The sequence below is a fragment of the Caulobacter sp. LARHSG274 genome, assembly GCF_052871235.1.
The window spans coordinates 53,119-74,453 of record NZ_JBIXJO010000010.1; the positions used below are offsets into that span (position 1 = coordinate 53,119).

A 21,335-nucleotide genomic window follows, 5' to 3' on the forward strand; every position below is an offset into this window, starting at 1 on the left:
CCCGGGCACAAGGCCCGGGATGACGGTGTTTAGGGGGGCGGAAGTTGGCTCTGAGCCCTACTTCTTCAACCGCCCGATCAGCGCCGTCGTCGACGGGTCGTGCTCGCCCGCCGCCCCGCTTTCCAGTTCGGGCAGGATGCGGCCGGCCATCACCTTGCCCAGCTCCACGCCCCACTGGTCGAAGCTGTTGACGCCCCAGATCACCCCCTCGACGAAGGTCTTGTGCTCGTAGAGGGCGATCAGGGCCCCGAAGGTCTGGGGGGTCAGGCGGTCGAGGACCACGGTCGTCGACGGGCGATTGCCGGCGAAAGTGCGCTGCGGGGCCAGGGTCGCGATCTGCGCTTCCGGCACGCCCTTGGCGACCAGCTCGGCGCGGACGTCATCGGTGCTGCGGCCGATCATCAGGGCCTCGGCCTGGGCCAGGACGTTGGACAGCAGCTTCTCGTGCATGCCGGCCGGACCCTCGTCGGACTTGGCCAGGGCGATGAACTCCAGCGGGGTGATGTCGGTCCCCTGGTGCATGCACTGGAAATAGGCGTGCTGGACGTTGGTGCCCTCGTCGCCGAACACCACCACAGCCGTGCCGCGTTTAACGGATTGGCCGTCGGGGCCGACCGACTTGCCGTTGCTCTCCATCTCCAGCTGCTGCAGGAATGAGGCCAGGCGGCGCAGGCGGTGCGAATAGGGCACGACCGAGCGGGCCCGGCGGTCCAGGCCGTTACGGTTGAAGATCTGGGCCAGGGCCAGCAGCACCGGGGCGTTGTTCTCCAGCGAGGCGGTGGCGAAGTGCTGGTCCATGGCGGCGGCGCCGGCCAAGAAGCCCTCGAACACGTCCCAGCCGCAGGCCACGGCCACCGACAGGCTGACCGACGACCACAGCGAATAGCGGCCGCCGACCCAGTCCCAGAAGCCGAACACCCGGTCGTCGGCGACCCCGAAGGCGGCGGTCTTGTCCAGGGCCGTGGAGATCGCCGCCAGGTGCTGGTTGGCCCCGGCCTCGCCGAGGGCGGCGGCCAGCCAGGCGCGGGCCGCGCCGGCGTTGGCCAGGGTCTCCTGGGTGGTGAAGGTCTTGGAGACCACGATCACCAGGGTCTGTTCGGGATCGAGGTCGGCCGTGGTCAGGGCGAACTCGGCCCCGTCGACATTGGCCACGAAGCGCAGGTCGATGGTCGGCTTGATCGGGCGCAGGGCGTCCCACAGCAGGCGGGGGCCGAGATCGCTGCCGCCGATGCCGATGTGCAGGATGGCGGTGAACGGCTTGCCGGTCGCGCCCTTGATCTGGCCGCTGCGGACGGCGTCGGCGAAGGCCTTCATCCGGGCGCGGACGGCCTCGACCTCGGCCATCACCGGGACGCCGCCGGCCTGGATGTCGGCCCCGGCCGGGGCGCGCAGGGCGGTGTGCAGCACGGCGCGGCCTTCGGAGCCGTTGATCGCCTCGCCGGCCAGCATCCGGGCCCGGGCGCCCTCGACGTCGGCGGCGTGGGCCAGGTCGAGGGCGGCCTCGAGACCAGCCTCGTCCCAGGCCTGCTTGGAAAGATCGATATGCAGGCCGGCGACGTCCAGCGTCAGTGCCGCGAGCCGTCCCGGCTCGGCCGCGAACATCTCGACGATGCGCTTTTCGCCGGCGGCCTGGGCGGCGGCTTCCAGGCGGGTCCAGGCGGCGTCGAGATCGGCCATGCGGCGTTCCTTTTCGGTGCGGTTGGTAAATCGGCGTTTACCCGGCCGGGCTTACCAAAACGACGCCGCCGCGTCATGAAGACCAATGACGTTTTTCGCGGGGAGAGCTCCATGTCCTGTGACGCCGTCGCCTTTTCCGCCATGCTCTGGTTCGCTTCGTTCAGTCCGGACGCCCAGCCGGGCCCCGCCCCCGCCGTGGTCCAGTCCGGCCAGGCCCCGGCCTCGGTGGCCGGCGAGCCGCTGTTCGTCGACATCGTCGGCCGGGCCAAGGGACTGAAAGCCCAGGCCGAGGCCTACCGGGCCGGCCTGCCCAAGGATCCGGCCGCGGTCGCCGCAGCCCTGAAGGGCTTCGACGTCTTCCAGGGCCAGATCGGCGAGCTGTCGGCCCTCGACATGAAGGGTCACGTGACCCTCAAGGAGCGCGGCGCGGTCGACGACCTCAAATGCATCCTGCGCGGCATCAGCCAGGACCTGCCCGAGAAGCTGAAGGCGGTCGGCGAAGCCAAGACCGTCAAGGACCAGGATATGGCCCTGCGCGACATGGTCTATCTGCTCAACGACAATGTCGAGGTGATCACCGCCCCGCCGCAGCCGGCGGCGTGAGGCTTGAGTCCTTCGAGGCTCGCCTGAGGCTCGCACCTCGGGATGAGGATCGTGGGTTGGCTCTGAGCTCCTCATCCTGAGGCGCCCGCGCAGCGGGCCTCGAAGGACGCACCGCCTTACGCGTCCATACTTCAACCCCGTCGCCGCACCTTCGCCATCGAGGCTTGATAAGGCGCAGCTCGCCGTCCAGAAAGTCGCCTCCCGAGCCCCGTCCGCCGATCATGCCGCCAAAGTTCAAGTCCGCCGCCGCCCTCGCCCTCGGCCTGGCGCTCGCCGGCTGCGCCACCGAGACCAAGACCACGGTCTTCGTGCCGGTCGTCGCCCCGACTCCGCCGAGCTCCCTGACCCCGCAGCCGGTGATGCTGTTCAACCAGACCAAGGACGGCCGCAAGCTGTTCACCCTGGACGCCGAGTTCCCCTATTGCGACGCCCAGACCGGCAAGCTGATCGTCGTGCCGCGCTGGTACGTCACCGACTTCGCCAGCGTGCCCTGGTACGGCCAGGGCTTCGTCGATCCGCAGGGCCCGACCGCCCGGGCGGCCATCATCCACGACTGGCTCTACACGATCGGCGAGCCGGGCAAGCGCGAGGAGGCCGACGGCATCTTCCTGCGGGCCATGCTGAAATACGGCGTGCCGCCGTTCCAGGCCAACATCGCCTACAAGGCCGTGCGGATCGGCGGCGACAAGGGCTACGGCCTGCCGACCGACTGGCGGTTCACCGATCCCAAGCGCCAGGACGTCTTCCAGCCCGCGCCCTTCCCCAAGCCGCGGACCGGGGCGGTGCGGATCCTACCGGGCTGCCAGGGCTTCGGGGCGCTGATCCAGAGCGGCTGGCGGGCCTATCCGATCGCCGCCCCGGCGGTCACCACCCCGCCGCCGGTGGTGGTCACCCGCACCCCGCTCGACCAGGTCAAGGCCCGGATCCCGTTCATCGACCGCAAGAAATAGGGCCGGTCAGGCGGCGGCCTTCTCGATCGCCTCGATCACCAGGCCCTCGGTCAGCAGCTGCGGCAGGATCGCCGGTTCGCCGCCGCCCTTCGGATAGACCAGGTACAGCGGCACGCCGGCCCGGCCGTGCTCGGCCAGGGCCGCGGCGATGGTCGCGTCGCGCTTGGTCCAGTCGGCCCGCAGCAGCACGGCGTTGCCGGCCTTGAAGGCGTCGGCCAGGCGCTGGCCCTTCAGGGCGGTTCCCTCATTGACCTTGCAGGTCACGCACCAGTCGGCGGTGAAGTCGACCATCACCACCTTGCCCTCGGCTTGCAGGGTGGCCACCTTTTCCGGGCTCCACGGTTCGGCGGCCAGGCTGGGACCAGCGGGGGCGACGGGCGTCGCCTCGGCCGAAGCGGCGGGACTTGGCGCAGCGCGCAGGCCCGCCCCGACCAGGACCACCGCGGCGAGCAGCGACAGGGCGGCCAGGGCGAACGGGACCACCGCCCGCTGGCCGGCGATCCGCCGCGCCTGGGCCAGGCCGTAGAGCCAGGCGGCGAAGGCGACCAGCACGCTGGCGGCCAGCAGCGCGGCCAGGGGGATTCCGCCGGCCTGCTGACTGAACACCCAGGCCAACCAGGCGGCGGTGGCGTACATCGGAAAGGCCAGGCCCTTCTTCAGCAGGTCCATCCATGGCCCCGGACGCGGCAGCCGGGCCAGCAGGCCGGGGATGAAGGCCAGCAGCACGAAGGGCGCGGCGAAGCCCAGGGCCAGGCCCAGGAACACCGCCAGCGATGGCAGCGGCGGCTGGGTCAGGGCGTAGCCCAGGGCTCCGGCCATGAACGGCGCGGTGCAGGGGGCGGCGACGACCACGGCCAGGGCCCCGGTCAGGAAGGCTCCGGCCGCGCCGTCGCCGCCGGCTCCCGATCCGACCCCCTGCACCGAGGCCCCGACCTCGAACACGCCGGACATGTTCAGGGCCACCAGCAGCATCACCAGGGCCAGGGCCGCGACCACCGGCGGCGACTGCAGCTGGAAGCCCCAACCCACCGCCGCCCCGCCGGCCCGCACGGCGATCAGCAGACCGGCCAGGACCAGGAAGGTGACCACCACCCCGACCAGGAAGGCCAGGCCCTGGACCCGGGTCCGGCCGGCGTGGTGGGCGTGGGCGGCCAGGCTGGCGGCCTTCATCGACAGGATCGGGAAGACACAGGGCATCAGGTTGAGGATCAGTCCGCCGAGGAAGGCGAAGGCGGCGGCCAGCGGCAGGCCCAGGCTGGCCCCCGCCGCCTTGGCCGGGGCGGCCGGCGGACCCAGGCCTTGGGCGTCGGCCGGGATCGCCCCCGGCGTGGCGGCGATCTCGTAGGCCGCGCCGTTCAGGGCCAGGACTCCGGAAAGTTCGGTCGGCTTGGCCTCGGCCTGGGTGAAGTCATAGCCGGGGGTCAGGGACAGGGTCAGGCCGCGCGGCCCGCGCTCGATCCCCTGTTCGGGCGGATGCTCGATGGCCTTGCCGGAATAGGGATAGAAATAGGCTCCGGCCAGGTCGGCGCCGGCCAGGGGCGGGCCGGTGACGGCCAGCTTCAGCACCGGACCCTGCAGGCTGAACACCGCCTTCAGCCCGGCCGGCTTGGGGGCCTTGGCCAGGGTCTGGGCGATCTTCGCCCCCCAGACCGGGTCGGCGGCCGGCATGCCCGCCACCACCGGCAGGGTCAGGGTGACCACGGCGTCCTCGGGCACGCAGACCTGTTCGCAGACCAGGAAGGCGGCGGCCGCCTTCAGGGTAACGACCGAGCCGACCCGCGCGTTGGCCGGTACGGTGATCGGCGTCGGCAGCAGCACCTCGCCGGTATAGGCGTAGTCGAGCAGCGGCCCGACCCGGCTCTTCTCCGGGGTCGGCCAGACGATGTCGCCGGCGGTCCAGCCGGGCGGCAGGGTCCAGACGATGCGGGTGGCGTCGCCGGCGTCGCCGGGATTGCGCCAATAGGTGTGCCAGCCGGGCTGGATCTTCTGGCGCAGGGCCACGAACAGGGTCGCGCCCGGCGCCGCCCCGGCCTCCTGCCCCACCAGCTCGACCTCGATATGGCCGGTCTGGACCGGCGCGGCCCGGGCCAGGCCCGGCACGGCGGGACTGACCAGGACCGCCGCGATCAGCAGGGCCGGAACCAGGGAGAGCAGCCGACGGACAAACATGACAGGTTCCGGACGCGGTCGAACGACGCAAGACACATGACCTCTCCAAGCGCTCTCGACAATGGCCAAGCCGCCGTGGTCAGGTCGATGACCGTGTTCACAGGAGTCGCCCGCCCATGCCCGCAGCCTTCGACGACATCGAGATCGGCCAGGTGGTCTCGCTGGGGACCACGGTCGTCGACGCCAAGGCGCTGGACGCGTTCTGCGCCGCCTTCCAGCCGGGCTGGCCGGCGACCGGCGGCGCGCCCGACACCATGGTCTTCGCCATCTGGTCCAAGCTCGACGCCGAGGCCAGCGCCGCCTGGCCGCAGACCAAGCGGGTCGGGGTCGACGCCCTGCGCTGGCTGCGCAACCCGCCGGCCGGCGAGCTGCTGCGCGGCCGCATGACGGTGATGGGCAAGGACCCGGTCGGCGAGGGCAAGGGCATCGTCATCGCCCAGCACGACCTGCTCGACGAGGCGGGGCGGCTGGTGTTCTCGTGCCTGACTCGCAGCATCTTCGCGCGGTGAGGCCCTGCGTCCTTCGAGGCTCGCCTACGGCGCGCACCTCAGGATGAGGAATTCACAGCCACAATGCTCCTCATCCTGAGGCGCCCGCGTAGCGGGCCTCGAAGGACGCACCACGTTCACTCCAGAACGAAAAAGCGGCGGACCCTTTCGGATCCGCCGCCTCTCTCAACGCCGTGAAGCGTCGAAGCCTAGTTCAGCGCGCCGGCGTTGGCCGCCTGCTGCTGGCGCAGCATGGCCAGGGCGATCAGCCGGTCCCAGCCAATCAGCGACACCAGGTGGGCGTAGATCTGGGCCAGGGCGCCGCTGGTCTGCAGCTCCTTGATCTTCTCGGCCGGCAGGGCGTTGAGCTTCTCTTCCGAGACGCCGAAATATTCGGCCACGGTCTGCGGCGCGCCGGCCTGGCCGTTGGCGTCCTGCGGGACGAAGGTCGCCTTCTTCAGCTCGAACAGGTCGTTGTCCTTCAGCAGCTGCACGAAGGAGTCGGTGCGGCGGCGCTCGATCTCGAAGTCGTCGCAGAACTTGATGCAGTTCTGGGTATATTCGGTCGGCTCGCCCTTGGCGTCGAACAGCGGGGTCTCGCCGCCCTCGGCCAGCAGGCTGGAGCCGCGGTCGATGCAGACGATCAGGCGGTCGGCGCCCTCGTCATTGGCCAGCACGAACGGATAGCGGCGGATATAGGCCGGGATGTAGGCGCCCGGCTCGAAAGCGCCATCGGCCTGGATGAACAGGTTCTCGCCGGTGTTCAGGCCCATCACGGCCAGCGGCACGCGGTCTTCGCCAGCGAAGATGATCGGATAGGACAGGGCGGCCGGGGCGAACTCGGTGACGGCCACGGGCACGGCGGTGCCGCTGGTGGCGAAGCCGTAGGGCTTGTCCCTGTGGACCAGGCCGAGCTTGGCGTGCTGCTCGCGGTTCAGGGGCTCCGGGGCGTTGTAGAACAGGACATTGCCGGAGATGCCGCCGGCGGCTTGGGTCGTTTCCATGAGAAGCTCGATAAAAGGCTAATGAACGGACGCCCTTTTTGCGCTCAGGCGGCCTTTAAACGTCTGGCGCTTCTAGCCGATCCGGAGAGGCCTCGCAATCGACGCCTCCGACGGTGGTCGATGCTGGTTTGAAACCACCGGAACGATCCTGCGTCCTTCGAGGCCCTCCGCTGGAGGGCGCCTCAGGATGAGGACATCAGCAAGACTTCCTCATCCTGAGGTGCGAGGCGCAGCCGAGCCTCGAAGGACGCGCGACGCCCCCGCGCGCCTCGCCCCGCTAGGCCGGCCGGCCGGACGCCAGGGTCCCGTAGAGATCCGGCCGGCGGTCGCGGAAGAAGCCCCAGGCGGCCCGGTGTGTTTGCAGGAAGTCGAGGTCGAAGGTCGCCGCCACCAGGCCCTCGTCGGCCCGGCCCAGCTCGCTGACCAGGTCGCCGCGGTGGTCGGCGACGAAGCTGGAGCCGTAGAAGGTCTGGCCGCCGTTGGGATAGCCGTCCCACGGCTCGAAGCCGATGCGGTTGGCCCCGACCACCGGCATGATGTTCGACACCGCATGGCCCTGCATGGCCCGCCGCCACGGCAGGGCGGTGTCGAGGCTGGGGTCGTGCGGCTCGCTGCCGATGGCGGTGGGATAGAACAGGCATTCGGCCCCCATCAGGGCCATGGCCCGGGCCGCCTCCGGGTACCACTGGTCCCAGCAGATGCCGACCCCCAGCCGGCCGAAGCGGGTGTCCCAGACCTTGAAGCCGGTGTCGCCCGGCCGGAAATAGTACTTCTCCATATAGCCGGGGCCGTCGGGAATGTGGCTCTTGCGATAGAGGCCCAGCAGGGAGCCGTCGGCGTCGGCCATCACCAGGCTGTTGAAATAGTGCGGCCCCTCCTTCTCGAAGATCGAGATCGGGATGACCACGCCCAGCTCGCCGGCCAGGGGGGCGATGGCCTTGACCACCGGATGGTCGCGCCACGGATGGGCCTGGGCGAACCACCGCTCTTCCTGGGCGACGCAGAAATACGGCCCCTGGAACAGCTCGGACGGCAGGATCACCTGGGCGCCCTTGGCGGCCGCCTCCCGGATGAAGCCTTCGGTCTTCTTGATATTGGCCTGCAGATCCAGGCCGTAGGCGGTCTGGATCGCGGCGACGCTGAGGGTGCGGGTCATTCGCCGGGCTCCTGCTGGCTGATGCAGTGGAACGAGCCGCCGCCGGTCAGGATGGCGGTGGACTTCAGGCCGATCACCTCGCGCTCGGGGAACAGGCCGCTGAGCACCTCCAGGGCGAAGGCCCCGGACTCCTCGGCGTAGATCGGCACGATCACCGCTTCATTGGCGATCAGGAAGTTCATGTGCGAGGCCGGGATGATCTCGCCGTCCTCGTCCTCGATGCGGCCGGGCGAGGGCACGCGCACCACCTGCAGCGGCGAGCCGCGGCTGTCGGTCATGCCGGCCAGGGCGCGGGCGGTCTGGGCGTAGACCTCGGCGTTGGGATCGTCGGCCCCGAAGGCCATCGGACAGGCCACCACACCGGGCGCGACGAAGCGGGCCAGGTTGTCGACATGGCCGTCGGTATGGTCGTTGAGCAGGCCGTCGCCCAGCCACAGCACCTTCTTGGCCCCCAGGGCCTGGGCCAGGGCGGAGGTCGCCGCGGCCTCGTCCCAGCCCGGGTTGCGGTTGGCGTTGAGCAGGCACTGGCGGGTGGTCAGGATGGTGCCCGAGCCGTCATGGTCCAGCGCCCCGCCCTCCAGCACGAAGCCGTTGCGGGCCAGGGGCGCGCCGCTGGCGGCGGCGATCTGCTCGGCGACGATGTCGTCGCCCTCCAGCTGGTACTTGCCGCCCCAGCCGTTGAACCGGAAGCCGGCCGCCACCGGGCCCTGGGCGGTGTCGACGAAGATCGGTCCGGTGTCGCGCAGCCAGATGTCGCCGAACTGGCCGCGGACGATCTCGACCTTGGTTTCGCCCAGCAGGGCGCGGGCGGCGACCTCGGCCTCGTCGCCGACCACCATCAGCCGCACCCGCTCGTCGCCGGGACCGGCCAGGGCCCGGGCCAGGGCGGCGACCTCGGCCTGGGCCGGTTCGAGATCTTCCCGCCACAGCTCGGCATGGCTGGGGAAACCCAGCCACAGGGCGCGGTGCGGAGACCACTCGGCGGGAACGGTCGGGGTCATGTCGGAACAACCTGGATCAAACGGGAGGCGCAGATGGGCCGGGACGGCCCGCGGGTCAAGCGCCGCTTCTAGCAAATCCGTGCGACAAAAGAAAAAGGGCGGCCCGTCTCCGGACCGCCCTTTCTTGAGTTCAAACTTGGATAGGCCTTAGAAGCCGGCCCGCAGGGTGACGGTCACCGTGCGTGGGGCGCCGACTTGAGCAAAGGCGCGGCCGTAACCGGGCGCTCCCGGGGTCGACGTCGTCTGGCTGCCGATGCTGCCATAGTAGTTCTTGTCGAACAGGTTGATGACGTTCAGCTGGATGCTGGAGTTCTTGTAGCCAAACTTCTCCAGCGTGTACTTCGCGTCCAGATCCGTCGTGACGTAAGAACCGACCTCCAGGTCGTTGACGTCGGTCGCCCAGCGGGCGCCGACATACTTGGCCTGAGCGCCCAGGGTCAGACCCTCGATGACTTCATACTGCAGACGGGTGGAGAAGGTCAGGTGCGGCGTCTCGACCAGCTCCTTGCCCTTGGTGGGCACGTAGCCCGCCGCCAGACCGGCGCCCGGATACACAGCCGTGCCGCCGACGTTGATGTTGTCCTGCACTTCGCTGTCGTTATAGGACACCGAGAAGTAGGTGTTCAGCTTCTCGTCCGGGCTGAAGCCCAGACCGGCGTCAATGCCCCACTGTTTCACAGAGCCGACGTTACGGTCGATGAAGACGTCGTTTTGCTGGTCGTAGGAGCTGACGATCCGGTTCTTGAACTGGGTCGCCCAGGCGCTCGCCGAGAAGATCACGGCGCTCTTCTGATAGCGATAGCCGCCTTCGAAGGTCTTGCTGGTTTCCGGCTGCACGCTCGAGTTGCCGACCGAACCATTGGCCAGGCGGAACACGGTGTAGAGGTTGTCCGTACGCGGCAGCGAGGTCGATTCAGAATAGCTGCCGAAGATCTGGCTGTGTTCGCCGAAGCGATAGTTGACGCCGACGTTCGGCAGCACGTCGTCGTACTTCAAGGTCTTGCTGTACGGCTTGATGAACTGGGTCGAGCCGGTGGCCGCGAAAGTCACATTGCCATTGGCCAGCGTGGCGTTCGGCGTTTCGGTGGTGCAGCGCACGGTGCTCGAGCCGTTCTGCGAATAGCAGAACTGGTTCAGTTCGCGCTTGAAGAACGGCGCCCGCACGCCGATGCTGACGCCGAGGTTGTCATCCATGAACTTGCCGCGATATTCGGCGCTGATCTGGTTCAGCGTCGCGACTGAGGCGCGGTCGCGGTTGCGCATGAAGCTCTTGCCGTCGCCGGTCACGATCTTGTCGCCGTGGCCGTCCTTGCCGCCGAACCAGCTCTGATAGGTATGGTCGGCGTTGATATAGCTATATTCGCCGGTCTGGCGGTGATGGCCTTCGTCAAGAGTGTAGGCGACGCGGAACAGGTTGCTCTCGTTCAGCTTCCAGATCACCGAGCTCGTCAGGCCGTAGCGACGGGTGTTGGTGTTGCTCGGGTTCATGACCCGGACGGTGTCGCGGGTGTCGCCATCGCCGTTCAAATCGACGGCCGTCGTGCTGGCCCCCATCAGCTGAGGGGAGGTTTCCGACAGGAGCGTGTTCTGGGTGCCGCCGTTGGCCAGGGTGTACTGGAACGACGGATCCACCGTCAGGATGAAACTCTCGCCCAGGTGAAACAGCGACTGACCGCGCAGGTTGCCGGTGTTCGAGGGGTTGACCCGCAGGCCGTAGTAGTTGGAGTTGGCCGACGGATCGGTATCCACGTCGCCGGTGGCGGCGGGCGTAGAGGTGATGGGCGCATAGGTGGTGTTGAAGTCGCCGCCCCAGCCGAAATTCGCCTCATCGACCTGGTTCGGCAGAGAGGCCGTCGAGGTCCGCAGGTTCGGGCCGAGATAGGCGTTGTTGCGGTTGACGTTGTAGTGGGCGGCCAGGCTGATGAAGTCGCCGCCGTCGCCGAGCGGTTGATAGATCTTGGCGTTGACCTGGCGCTTGTAGATTTCGCCTTGACCCTTGAACTTGTCGTACTTCTGGTACGAACCCTCGATCCACATCCGCGTGCCCCAGGGGCCGATCGCGCCGGTTTCAGCGAAGGCGGCGTAGCGTTGGTAGTCGAAGCTGCCGCCGCTGGCTTGGACCCAGGCGCTGGGCGTCTTGGACGGGGTCAGGGTGGAGATGCTGATGGTGCCGCCGGTGCTGGCCGCGGTCGGGCTATCGACGTCGGTCGAGCCGGTATTGACCGTGGAGCTGGCGATGACCTCTGAGTCCGGCAGCTGGTTGGTGTAGCTGGCGTAGTTGCCGGTGTCGTTCAGCGGAATGCCGTCCAAGGTCAGGGCGACGCGGTTGCCGTCGAAACCGTGCAGACGGATGTTGCCGCCGCTGGAGCCGTAGGGGTCATTGTTGGTGAAGTTCAGACCAGGCGTCAGAACGTTCAGCGATTGGAGCACCGTCTGGCCGGGAACCTGGGTGGCCAGGAATTCTTGGGTGACCGTGGTGCGGCTCTTGGCGACGGTCTCGGCGGTGATCATGCCGCCAACGGTCTTCGGGCCGACCGACGCGGTGACCACCACCTGGTCGAGTTCGGTCGAGGCAGTCGACTGGGCCATCGCGCCCGTGGCGCTCAGCAGGCAGCCGACCAGGGCGGTCGACGCCAGGCAGGCGAGCTTTTTCGTCATCATCTTGATCTAGTCCCCTCATTCAGGTCGCGACGGGGTGCATGAAGCCCGCGGGACCACTCATTGTGGGGTTGTTTAGCGACCTATTTAGAAGGTTTGGTGACGGAAAGGCCACGATCGCCGATAAACCCGCCACGACAGCGCCGCTTGCGGAAGATTTAGTCAGCGTCCTCTTACTTATGCGGGAGAAATCAGCGTGGCTCTTGACGAAACGGCGCTGTCGGAAAGGGCCCGGGCATGGCGGCTGACGCTGCTCCTGGTGGGCGTTCTGACGATCCTGCGGGTCGTGGCGCTGTTCGTCACCCCGCTGGAGCTGTACCCGGACGAAGCCCAGTACTGGCTGTGGTCGCGCCACCTGGACTTCGGCTATTTCTCCAAGCCGCCGGTAATCGCCTGGCTGATCTGGGCGACGACGCGGGTCGGCGGCGACGCCGAGGCCTGGCTGCGGATCGGCTCGCCCCTGCTCAACGCCGGCACGGCCCTGGTCGTGGCCCGCATTGCCCGGAGATTATACGGCGACGAGCGCCACGGCGCCTGGATCGGGCTGGCGGCGGCGGCGGTGTTCAGCCTGATGCCGGGCGTCCAGCTGTCGTCGGTGCTGATCACCACCGACACGCCGCTGCTGTTCTTCCTGGCCCTGATGGTCTGGGCCTGCGCGGCCCTGCCGGCCGCCTCGCCGCGCAGCCGGGTCTGGGTCGCCGCGGGCATGGGCGCAGCCCTGGGGATGGCGTTCCTCAGCAAGTACGCGGCGATCTACGCCCTGGCCAGCCTGGGCGCGCACCTGGTCCTGTCGCGCGAGGCCCGGCGGGCCTGGACTCCGCCCATGGCGGCGGCCTTCTTCGCCGCCCTGTTCGTGGTCTTCGCGCCGAACATGGTCTGGAACCTCAACCACCACTTCTCGACGCTGGAGCACACCGCCGCCAACGCCAACTGGAAGGGCAAGCTGTTCAACCCGCTGGAGCTGGTCGAGTTCGTCGGCTCGCAGTTCGGGGTGTTCGGGCCCGTCCCCTTCGCGGTGCTGGCCGCCGGCGGCCTGCTGCTGGCCGCGCGCCGGCGGCTGCAGGCGGCCGACGTCATGCTGCTGTGTTTCGCCCTGCCGCCCCTGGTCACGGTGGCGGCCCAGGCCTTCGTGTCGCGGGCCAACGCCAACTGGGCCGGGGCGGCCTATGTGGCCGGCTCGGTGCTGGTCGCCGCCTGGCTGCTGCGCTGGGAGGCCCGGCGCTGGCTGATCGGCGGCCTGGCCCTGCAGGCGGCGCTGGCGGCGGTGTTCCTGGCCTGGGTGATCCAGCCGCGCACCGCCGACGCCATGGGCATGGCCAACAGCTTCAAGCGGGCCCGCGGCTGGGACCAGACGGTGCAGGCGATCATCGGCCGAGCCCGCGAGGAGCAGGCCCTGCACGGCGGCCTGACCGCCGTGGCCGTCGACGACCGCTTCCTGTTCAACGTCGTCGCCTATTACGGCCGCGACTATTTCGGCACGCCGGCCGCCCCGCCGCTGCGGATGTGGGTGCACGAGATCGCCGCCCGCAACCAAGCCGAGGCCGAGGCGCCGATGACCGAGCCGCTCGGCCGCCGGGCCCTGATCGCCAGCCTGGAGGGCGTCTACCGCGCCAAGATCAAGCAGGACTTCGCGACGACCTCAGATCTTCAGATCGTCCGTGTACGGCTGGACAGGAAACGCGCCCGCCGCACCGACCTGTTCATCGCCCAGGGCTTCCAGCCCGTGCCGCGCGATCCGAAGACGGGGCTGCCGCCGGATCCGGAGAACGGCGGGTCGACGAAGTAAAAGGACCTTCCCGCCCCATGAAGGGGAGGGAAGGATTCTGGGCTAGACCGCCACCTCGAACTCGGCCTCGGTCTTGGCCTTGACCTCGTCGACGCTGGCGCCCGGGGCCAGTTCGATCAGCCGCACCGGCGTCCTGCCGCGGTTGATCTCGAACACGCCGAGCTCGGTGATCAGCAGGTCGACCACCCCGGCCCCGGTCAGGGGCAGGGAGCAGCGGTGCAGCAGCTTGGGAGCGCCGGACTTTTCGCAATGGTCCATGACCACCACCACCCGCTTGACCCCGGCCACCAGGTCCATGGCCCCGCCCATGCCCTTGACCATCTTGCCGGGCACCATCCAGTTGGCGAGGTCGCCGTTCTGGGCCACCTGCATGCCGCCCAGGATCGACAGGGCGATGTGGCCGCCGCGGATCATCGCGAAGCTGTCAGCCGACGAGAAGTACGAGCTCGAGTCCAGCTCGGTGATGGTCTGCTTGCCGGCGTTGATCAGGTCGGCGTCCTCCTCGCCCTCATAGGGGAAGGGGCCCATGCCGAGCATGCCGTTCTCGCTCTGCAGCGTCACGTGCATGCCCTCGGGGATGTAGTTGGCCACCAGGGTCGGGATGCCGATGCCCAGGTTGACATAGAAGCCGTCGCGCAGCTCCCGGGCGGCGCGGGCCGCCATCTCGTCGCGTGTCCAGGCCATCAGGCGTCGGCTCCCATGATCAGGGTCTCGCGGGGACGGGTGGTGACCCGCTCGATGCGCTTTTCGTACCGGGTGCCCTGGATCAGCCGGTCGACATAGATGCCCGGGGTGTGGATGTTGTCCTTGTCGAGCCCGCCGATCGGCACGATGGCCTCGACCTCGACGACGGTGACCTTGCCGGCCGTGGCCATCATCGGGTTGAAGTTGCGGGCCGTCTTCCGATAGATCAGGTTGCCCTCGGCGTCGGCCTTCCAGGCCTTGACGATCGCCAGGTCGGCGGTCAGGCCGCGCTCCATCACATAGAGCTCGCCGTCGAACTCGCGCACCTCCTTGCCCTCGGCCACCAGGGTGCCGACCCCGGTGCGGGTGAAGAAGGCGGGGATGCCCGCCCCGCCGGCGCGGATGCGTTCGGCCAGGGTGCCCTGCGGATTGAACTCCAACTCCAGCTCGCCGCTGAGGTAGAGCTGTTCGAACAGCTTGTTCTCGCCCACATAGGACGAGACCATCTTCTTGATCTGGCGGTTCTCCAGCAGGATCCCCAGGCCGAAGCCGTCGACGCCGCAATTGTTGGAGACCACCGTGAGGTCCTTGACGCCCGTTTCGCGGATCGCCGCGATCAGGTTCTCGGGAATGCCGCAGAGGCCGAAGCCCCCAGCCATGATGGTCATGCCATCGAACAAAACACCCGCCAGCGCCTCGACGGCGGTGGACTTGACCTTGTCGACCATGGTTCCTCCCGGAGCGACGTTCGCCGACTGCTCTGAGCCGCCGGCCGAGGAAATTCAACCCTTGATGAATAAAATTTCGATGCCTGGAGCCGCGGCGTGACCGATCAGCCTGACCCTGGGGAAACTACCACCGCGACCGCCCCCGCCGCCACCGCCCGCGTGCTGCTGACCCTGGCCCATCCGGCCCTTGAACGGTCGCGCGCCAACCGCGCCCTGGCCAAGGCGGCCAAGGGCCTGGCGGGCGTCACCTTCCACGACCTCTACGAGACCTATCCCGACTTCGCGATCGACATCGAGACCGAACAGGCGACCCTGGTCGCCCACGGCGTCGTGGCCCTGCAGTTCCCGCTCTACTGGTACTCGACCCCGGCCCTGCTGAAGGAGTGGTTCGACCTGGTGTGGCTGCACGGCTTCGCCTACGGCCTGGACGGCAACGCCCTGGCCGGCAAGCGCCTGTTCGTCGCCTGCACCACCGGCGGGGCGGCCAAGGCCTATCACGCCCACGGCTACAACCGCTTCAGCATGGACGACTTCCTGCGGCCGCTGGAACAGACGGCCTATCTGTGCGGCATGGTCTGGGAGACGCCGTTCGTGGTCCATGGCGCCGCGCTGAAGGACGACGCCGAGCTCAAGGCCGAGGCCGGCCGCTACCGGGCCCGCATCGCCTCGCTGCTGACGGCCCCGGCCGACGCCGAACTGGGAGCCTGAGCCATGTCGTTCCTGTTGCAGGCCCTGGTCTATCTCGGCGCCGCCGTGATTTCCGTGCCGATCGCCAAGCGCCTCGGGCTGGGCTCGGTGCTCGGCTACCTGATCGCCGGGGTGCTGATCGGCCCCTTCGCCCTGTCCCTGGTCGGCCAGCAGGCCGACGTCATGAAGTTCGCCGAGTTCGGCGTCGTCATCCTGCTGTTCCTGATCGGCCTGGAGGTGCAGCCCTCGACCCTGTGGGACATGCGCAAGGCGATCTTCGGCTTCGGCGGCGCCCAGGTGGTCGGCACCTCGCTGGCCATCGCCGGCGTCTCGATGCTGCTGGGCCTGCCCTGGCAGACGGCCCTGGCCGTCGGCATGGTGCTGGCCATGTCGTCCACCGCCATCGTGCTGCAGACCCTCGACGAGAAGGGGCTGAGGCAGGGCCCGGTCGGCCGCGCCGCCTTCGGCATCCTGCTGCTGCAGGACCTGGCGGTGATCCCGATGTTCGCCCTGCTGCCGACCCTGGCCACCGTCGCCCCGCCGGCCCACGCCGCGGCCGCCGGGCATGGCGAGGCCAGCCTGGTCGCCCACCTGCCGGCCTGGGCCCAGGGCCTGGCGGTGCTGGTGGCGGTCGGGGCCGTGGTCGGCGGCGGCCGCTACCTGGTGCGGCCGATCTTCCGCTTCATCGCCGAGGCCCGGCTGCGCGAGATCTTCACGGCCGCCGCCCTGCTGATCGTGGTCGGCGTGGCCAGCCTGATGCAGACCGTCGGCCTGTCGCCGGCCCTGGGGGCCTTCCTGGCCGGAGTGGTTCTGGCCGAGAGCGAGTTCCGCCGCGAGCTGGAGAGCGACATCGAGCCGTTCCGCGGCCTGCTGCTGGGCCTGTTCTTCATCACCGTCGGGGCCGGCATCGACCTGCGGCTGGCGGCCAGCCAGCCCCTGACCCTGATCGGCCTGGTGCTGGGGCTGATGAGCCTGAAGTTCCTGGTCATGTTCGGCCTGGCCCGGGCGTTCGGGGCCCCGGCCCGCGGCGCGGCGGCGGTGGCCACCGCCCTGGCCCAGGGCGGCGAGTTCGCCTTCGTGCTGCTGACCTTCACGGTCGGGGCCGGGGTGATCGGCGCCACCCTGGCGGCCCTGCTGACCGCCGCGGTCGCGGTCTCCATGGCCCTGACCCCGGTGGCCATGATGCTCTATGAGCGCATCGCCCAGGCCATGGACGCGGCCATTCCCAAGGTCGAGCCGGCCACCGGCGATTTCGAGGACGGCGAGCCGGACATCATCATCGCCGGCTTCGGCCGCTTCGGCCAGATCACCGGCCGCCTGCTGACCGCCAACGGCTTCCGCTCGACGGTGCTGGACAGCGACATCGAGCAGATCGACCTGCTGCGCCGCTTCGGCCGCCGGGTGCACTATGGCGACGCCACCCGCATGGACCTGCTGCGGGCCGCCGGCATCGAGCGGGCCCGAATGCTGATCGTCGCCCTCGACGACCGCGAAAAGACCGTCGAGCTGGTCGAGACCGCCCGCAAGGCCTTCCCCCAACTGGTGATCCTGGCCCGGGCCTGGGACCGCCGCCACGCCTATGACCTGCTGGCCAACGGCGCCGACGCGGTCGAGCGCGAGACCTTCGAGGCCGCCCTGGCCCTGGGGACCACGGCCCTGCAGAAACTCGGCTACCGCGCCCACCGCGCCCACCGCGCCGCCTCGATCTTCCGCCGCCACGACCGCCGGACGTTCGAGGACCTGCGGCCGATCTGGGGCCAGGAGGAGGCCTATATCCTGGCCTCGCGCGACGCCGCCCAGACCATGGACCGGCTGCTGAGCGCCGACCTGGCCCGCCTGCGCCCCGGCGACGCGGCCGGCGCCTGGGACACCGCCAGCCTCGACGAGGAACTGCGCGGGCGGGCCGAACGCGAGACCGAACGGCGAGAGGGCGCGAAATAGGAGAGGTTACCCCTCAGCCGTCGCGCCCCTCTGATCAGTTCCGCGTTCGCGGGGTTCAGTTCGTCCTTCGGCGCTCCTGAACCTTTGGACGCGGCCTGGCCATCGGCGAATTCAGGAAGCCCCAGACATTGAGGCTCAGCACGATCCACATCAGGAAATTGAACGGCACGGTGGCCGTGAAGCTGACCTCGGAATATCCTCGGCTAAGGAACACCGCGCCGATCACCAGGGTCGCCGCATAGGCCGTAGGACTATAATACTTCAGGCGCGGCAAGCTGCTAATGATCGTCGCCAGATACAGCAGAATGAGACCGACACCAACGACGCCGAACGAAAACAGCGCGCTGACGCCTTCATTGTGAAGACTGTAAATGCGGCCTTGCCCGGGGAAATCAAAGTTGCTGCCGGAATTATATCCATAACCGACCAGATAAGTGATCGGATTCTGCCCCATACGTTCCCAGGCCCAGGACCATATCTCTTTGCGACTGGTGATGCTCGCATTGTGACTGGCGTTGATATAGTGATCGAGATAGCCGGAAAGCATTTCAGGGACCGACGGCAGCAAGATATAAATCGCCACCATGGAGGCGACCAGAACGATTACGAATATCAACGCCCCGCGGCTGAAGTTCAGCACTGCGCTAAGGATCAGCAGGACAATCGCCAAGATCCACGATGTCTTCGAAAATGAAAGCACCACCATGGCCGCATAAAACAGCAACAGGGAACTCGAAAACACCGTTCTCTTTGTGCAAACAGAAATCGTTGCAAACACCATTCCGATGCAGGCTATATAGCCGAATGCATTTCTATGCATGATGTCCTGCGTCAAGACAAAATCGAAACCATGGCGCGACGCCAGAAAAAGGCGGATGACGAGCGGTATAAATCCAACAAGTCCGATCACTTGTATCAAGTCTATGCTCGGCGCCTTGGCTTGGCCCCGCACGATCAGAAGCAATCCGACGCAACCGGCGAAGTCACACGCCCAACCATAGATGGCCGATTGAGGGTTCTGGCTGAAATAGTAGAGCATCCCGATCATGCCGAGCAGAAAGATGGATAGATAACCTCCCTCTGCAATTGTGGGCATGGATCGATTCATCCATGGGTTGGCGGCCAAAGAAAGGGCGCCAAAGAGCATGAAGATCAGGGAACACGACACCGTGGCCGCAGTCAGGATCGTTGACTTTGGATCGAACGCCAGTGGCAACAAACACATCAACACAAAGCGGATGCCGATTGCGATGGCAAAAAGATCGAGGTTCGCCAGGCCGGAAGGCCCTTGCACGGTTGCGGTCTTGGGAGCCATGAGCAATCTCGTCCAACCTAGAAGCTGTCGTCTCTATAGGCGAGGAGTCTGAAATGCTAGTCGGCTGGCGGACTGTAGGTGCTATTTGTACGGCTGCCGCAGTAGCGGTCAGTCCAATCGCGCGGGCGGCTCCTCCTGCGCTCAGCACCGGAAGATGGGTGGCTGTCGACGCGTTATCCGACGAGTTCAACGGAACGTCGCTCGACAAGAGCAAGTGGTCCCCGAGCCTGTTTTACTGGAAGGGACGCCCTCCGAGCGTTTTTGATCCCGCGAATGTCAGCGTCAGCGGCGGGAACCTTAACCTTAAAGCTACCGCCGCCATCTCCGGCAATCCGATATTGTGGGGCGCCTCGTGGGTGCGCACCTCGGTCGTGATGTCGCGCATGCCCCTGGCCGGACCCGGCTATTATGAAGCCAGGCTCAAGGCCTCGGACCTGTCGGTTTCGTCATCCTTCTGGCTCCAGAGCCAGCACGAAGCCGAGATCGATATTACAGAGGCGTTTGGCGCGTCCAAAACCCGGCCCGAGCGCACGAACATGATGGCGGCGGCGACCCACGAGTTTCGTCGCGGCTGGAAGACCGATCAGCCGACGATCCATCATTTCACGACGAGCACGCCCGTGACGGAGTGGCATACCTATGGGGCATGGTGGAAGGACGCCAGAACGATCTGGTTTTATCTCGACAATCAAAAGGTTGGCGAGTCGAACGCCAGCTATGATCGTTTCAATCAGCCGATGTATCTGTTCCTCGATACGGAAACATTTCCGCAGTTCGGTCTGCCGGACCTTGCGTCGCTGGCTGACCCGGAGCGAAACACCATGCGGGTCGACTGGGTGAGAAGTTGGGCGCTGGCTCCCGACTAGAACCCATCACGCGATGGGCCATGACCCTTGTTTTCGCATTGGCTTGCGAAAGACGGATGATAGCAACGCTGGCGCGCGCTTCGCGTCGACCTCATGATCGGACAATCGTCCAGATGCCCCCTCTTCTTTCGCGCCTAGGCGTCGGCTGCAGCCGGATAGGTTCGTTCAACAACACCACGCCGCTCGCCGAAATCCGCGAGACGCTCGCCCTGGCGCTGGACCTGGGCGTCACGGTGTTCGACACCGCCGACATCTATGGCCAGGGCGACAGCGAGCGCGAACTGGGCCGGTTGCTGCGCGGGCGGCGCGACCAGGCGTTCGTGGTGACCAAGGCCGGCAAGCTGTTCTCGGCCAAGATGCGGCTGATGGCGCCGTTGAAGCCGATCCTGCGGCCGCTGTTGCGCGCAACCGGCCGCGGAGGGGCGGTGACCGCGCGGCGCGAGGGGGCGATGGCCGAGGATTTCACGCCGTCCCGGCTGGCGGGCGCCCTGGAGGCGTCGCTGCGGCGCTTGAGATCGGACTACGTTGACGGCTTCCTGCTGCACAGCCCGCCGGCCGACGCGCTGGCCGTTCCGGGCCTGGCCGAGGCGCTGACCGCCCTCAAATCGGCGGGCAAGGCGCGGTTCGTAGGGGTCTCGTGCGACGACGCGGCGGCCTTGGACATGGCCCTTGCCCTGCCGGGGATCGACTTGCTTGAACTGCCCGTGGATCTGATCGCAGCGACGGTCGCGGGGCCGGCGGGCCAGGCCATCGCCGCGCGGGGGATCAAGGTTCTGGCGCGGGAGGCGATCCGCCTTGCTCCAGACCTGCGCCCGCCCGAAGCGGTGGCCCTGGCGGCGCGTCAGCCGGGGGTGGATTGCGTGGTGGTCGGCGTCAGCCGCCGCGACCGGCTGCGCGAGCTGGTCACGGCGGCCAAGGTCTAACGGTTGATCGGGGTCGACAGGGCGGCCAGGGTGGTCGGAGCCTCGCGCCAGACGCCCACCCAGCGCAGCGAGTCGGCGGCCACTTGCCGCTTGATCCAGAGATAGGGCGTCTCGTTGAAGCCGACAATCCAGGGCGAGCGGCTGTCCAGCACCAGGTCGCCGCGCGAGGTGCGCGCCACCAGCACCGTGTGCAGGCCCAGGCGGTCATGGAGCCCGACGGCCATGAACAGGCTCTCGGCGGGCCAACCTGCGGCCAGCAGAGCGTCGCGCTTGGCCAGGGCGTAGTCCTCGCAGTCGCCCCGGGCGAAGTCGCGATTCGAGACCTTGTTCAGCAAAGGATCGACCCAGCGTTCATCAACCCCGTAGATCGCCTTGTCGCTCGCTGGGCGGATCTGGTCGTTGACCTCGCGGTTGACCCGGTCCAGCAGCGCCCAACGTTCGGCGGTCAACGGCTCGGGCTGAGCGACGCGGAGCGGGTCTCCGGTCACCCGCGGACAGGCGGAGGCGTCGTCGCTGCACAGGGCGGCCATGCCGCTCGGCGCGACAACTTCGCGTCCCTGCTCCATGAACCCGGCCGAGCGCGCGGCCGAAGGCTGCGGGGCCGTCGTCGTGGCGCAGGCGGTCAGGAGTTGACCGACCAGCAACAGCGACAGGATCGAAAGTCTCTTCATGACCGAAACCCCAAAAGCAACCTGACAG

At 67.9% G+C, this 21,335-nt stretch carries 18 protein-coding genes and 1 pseudogene; 9 read left to right on the top strand and 10 right to left on the bottom strand.

Annotation, left to right across the window (positions count from 1 at the left end; all coding sequences use genetic code 11):
* Positions 1-57 precede the first annotated feature (57 nt).
* Positions 58-1,677 (bottom strand): glucose-6-phosphate isomerase, encoded by a 1,620-nt coding sequence (gene pgi, locus ACIPQB_RS16540; RefSeq protein ID WP_446486350.1) that lies wholly within the window; start codon positions 1,675-1,677, stop codon positions 58-60.
* Between the two features lie 111 nt (positions 1,678-1,788).
* Between pgi and ACIPQB_RS16545 the strand changes: the two genes are divergently transcribed.
* Together ACIPQB_RS16545 and ACIPQB_RS16550 are read left to right on the top strand one after the other, a co-directional pair.
* Positions 1,789-2,280: a hypothetical protein gene (locus ACIPQB_RS16545; protein WP_446486351.1), complete on the top strand. Its 492-nt coding sequence runs from the start codon at positions 1,789-1,791 to the stop codon at positions 2,278-2,280.
* A 221-nt stretch (positions 2,281-2,501) separates the two neighbouring features.
* Positions 2,502-3,230, top strand: coding sequence for a DUF1353 domain-containing protein (locus ACIPQB_RS16550; RefSeq protein WP_446486352.1), 729 nt, complete (start codon positions 2,502-2,504; stop codon positions 3,228-3,230).
* Positions 3,231-3,236: 6 nt separating this feature from the next.
* On the opposite strand, the gene ACIPQB_RS16555 is transcribed toward ACIPQB_RS16550, so the two are convergent.
* On the bottom strand, positions 3,237-5,399 hold the full coding sequence (locus ACIPQB_RS16555) for a protein-disulfide reductase DsbD family protein (protein WP_446486353.1): 2,163 nt from the start codon (positions 5,397-5,399) through the stop codon (positions 3,237-3,239).
* Positions 5,400-5,515: 116 nt separating this feature from the next.
* On the opposite strand from ACIPQB_RS16555, the gene ACIPQB_RS16560 reads away from it, so the two are divergent.
* Together ACIPQB_RS16560 and ACIPQB_RS16565 are read left to right on the top strand one after the other, a co-directional pair.
* Positions 5,516-5,908 carry an acyl dehydratase gene (locus ACIPQB_RS16560; RefSeq protein WP_446486354.1) on the top strand — a complete coding sequence of 131 codons (393 nt, stop codon included), beginning with the start codon at positions 5,516-5,518 and terminating at the stop codon, positions 5,906-5,908.
* A 3-nt stretch (positions 5,909-5,911) separates the two neighbouring features.
* Positions 5,912-5,997 (top strand): annotated as a pseudogene (locus tag ACIPQB_RS16565) (hypothetical protein); the annotation flags it as partial.
* Positions 5,998-6,096: 99 nt separating this feature from the next.
* Here the strand turns inward: ACIPQB_RS16565 and ACIPQB_RS16570 are convergent.
* The 4 genes from ACIPQB_RS16570 to ACIPQB_RS16585 all read right to left on the bottom strand — a co-directional run bounded on the left by ACIPQB_RS16570 (position 6,097) and on the right by ACIPQB_RS16585 (position 11,706).
* Positions 6,097-6,891 carry a SapC family protein gene (locus ACIPQB_RS16570; protein WP_446486355.1) on the bottom strand — a complete coding sequence of 265 codons (795 nt, stop codon included), beginning with the start codon at positions 6,889-6,891 and terminating at the stop codon, positions 6,097-6,099.
* Positions 6,892-7,168: 277 nt separating this feature from the next.
* Complete coding sequence (aguB, locus tag ACIPQB_RS16575) at positions 7,169-8,047, bottom strand: N-carbamoylputrescine amidase (RefSeq protein ID WP_446486356.1); 879 nt, start codon at positions 8,045-8,047, stop codon at positions 7,169-7,171.
* Positions 8,044-9,048, bottom strand: a complete 1,005-nt coding sequence (locus ACIPQB_RS16580; protein ID WP_446486357.1) for an agmatine deiminase family protein — start codon at positions 9,046-9,048, stop codon at positions 8,044-8,046. The genes aguB and ACIPQB_RS16580 overlap by 4 nt, the downstream gene beginning before the upstream one ends.
* Positions 9,049-9,195: 147 nt before the next feature.
* Positions 9,196-11,706, bottom strand: coding sequence for a TonB-dependent receptor (locus ACIPQB_RS16585; protein WP_446486358.1), 2,511 nt, complete (start codon positions 11,704-11,706; stop codon positions 9,196-9,198).
* A 196-nt stretch (positions 11,707-11,902) separates the two neighbouring features.
* On the opposite strand from ACIPQB_RS16585, the gene ACIPQB_RS16590 reads away from it, so the two are divergent.
* Positions 11,903-13,492 (top strand): ArnT family glycosyltransferase, encoded by a 1,590-nt coding sequence (locus tag ACIPQB_RS16590; protein ID WP_446486359.1) that lies wholly within the window; start codon positions 11,903-11,905, stop codon positions 13,490-13,492.
* Positions 13,493-13,534: 42 nt separating this feature from the next.
* Here the strand turns inward: ACIPQB_RS16590 and ACIPQB_RS16595 are convergent, their stop codons facing one another.
* Both ACIPQB_RS16595 and ACIPQB_RS16600 read right to left on the bottom strand, forming a co-directional pair.
* Complete coding sequence (locus tag ACIPQB_RS16595; protein WP_446486360.1) at positions 13,535-14,176, bottom strand: 3-oxoacid CoA-transferase subunit B; 642 nt, start codon at positions 14,174-14,176, stop codon at positions 13,535-13,537.
* The gene (locus ACIPQB_RS16600; protein WP_446486361.1) at positions 14,176-14,904 is read right to left on the bottom strand and encodes a CoA transferase subunit A; all 729 of its coding nucleotides are present in this window, start codon (positions 14,902-14,904) and stop codon (positions 14,176-14,178) included. The genes ACIPQB_RS16595 and ACIPQB_RS16600 overlap by 1 nt, the downstream gene beginning before the upstream one ends.
* Positions 14,905-15,000: 96 nt before the next feature.
* On the opposite strand from ACIPQB_RS16600, the gene ACIPQB_RS16605 reads away from it, so the two are divergent.
* Positions 15,001-15,612, top strand: a complete 612-nt coding sequence (locus tag ACIPQB_RS16605) for an NAD(P)H-dependent oxidoreductase (RefSeq protein WP_446486362.1) — start codon at positions 15,001-15,003, stop codon at positions 15,610-15,612.
* 3 nt (positions 15,613-15,615) lie between these two features.
* Positions 15,616-17,532 carry a monovalent cation:proton antiporter-2 (CPA2) family protein gene (locus ACIPQB_RS16610; RefSeq protein WP_446486363.1) on the top strand — a complete coding sequence of 639 codons (1,917 nt, stop codon included), beginning with the start codon at positions 15,616-15,618 and terminating at the stop codon, positions 17,530-17,532.
* Positions 17,533-17,587: 55 nt separating this feature from the next.
* Here the strand turns inward: ACIPQB_RS16610 and ACIPQB_RS16615 are convergent, their stop codons facing one another.
* Complete coding sequence (locus tag ACIPQB_RS16615) at positions 17,588-18,847, bottom strand: O-antigen ligase family protein (protein ID WP_446486364.1); 1,260 nt, start codon at positions 18,845-18,847, stop codon at positions 17,588-17,590.
* A gap of 158 nt (positions 18,848-19,005) precedes the next feature.
* Here ACIPQB_RS16615 and ACIPQB_RS16620 point away from each other — a divergent pair, with 158 nt between their 5' ends.
* Both ACIPQB_RS16620 and ACIPQB_RS16625 read left to right on the top strand, forming a co-directional pair.
* Complete coding sequence (locus ACIPQB_RS16620; protein ID WP_446486365.1) at positions 19,006-19,713, top strand: family 16 glycosylhydrolase; 708 nt, start codon at positions 19,006-19,008, stop codon at positions 19,711-19,713.
* Positions 19,714-19,826: 113 nt separating this feature from the next.
* Positions 19,827-20,636 (top strand): aldo/keto reductase, encoded by an 810-nt coding sequence (locus ACIPQB_RS16625; protein ID WP_446486366.1) that lies wholly within the window; start codon positions 19,827-19,829, stop codon positions 20,634-20,636.
* On the opposite strand, the gene ACIPQB_RS16630 is transcribed toward ACIPQB_RS16625, so the two are convergent.
* The gene (locus tag ACIPQB_RS16630) at positions 20,633-21,307 is read right to left on the bottom strand and encodes a transglutaminase-like cysteine peptidase (protein ID WP_446486367.1); all 675 of its coding nucleotides are present in this window, start codon (positions 21,305-21,307) and stop codon (positions 20,633-20,635) included. The two genes, ACIPQB_RS16625 and ACIPQB_RS16630, sit on opposite strands and share 4 nt — an antisense overlap.
* Between the last annotated feature and the right edge of the window lie 28 nt (positions 21,308-21,335).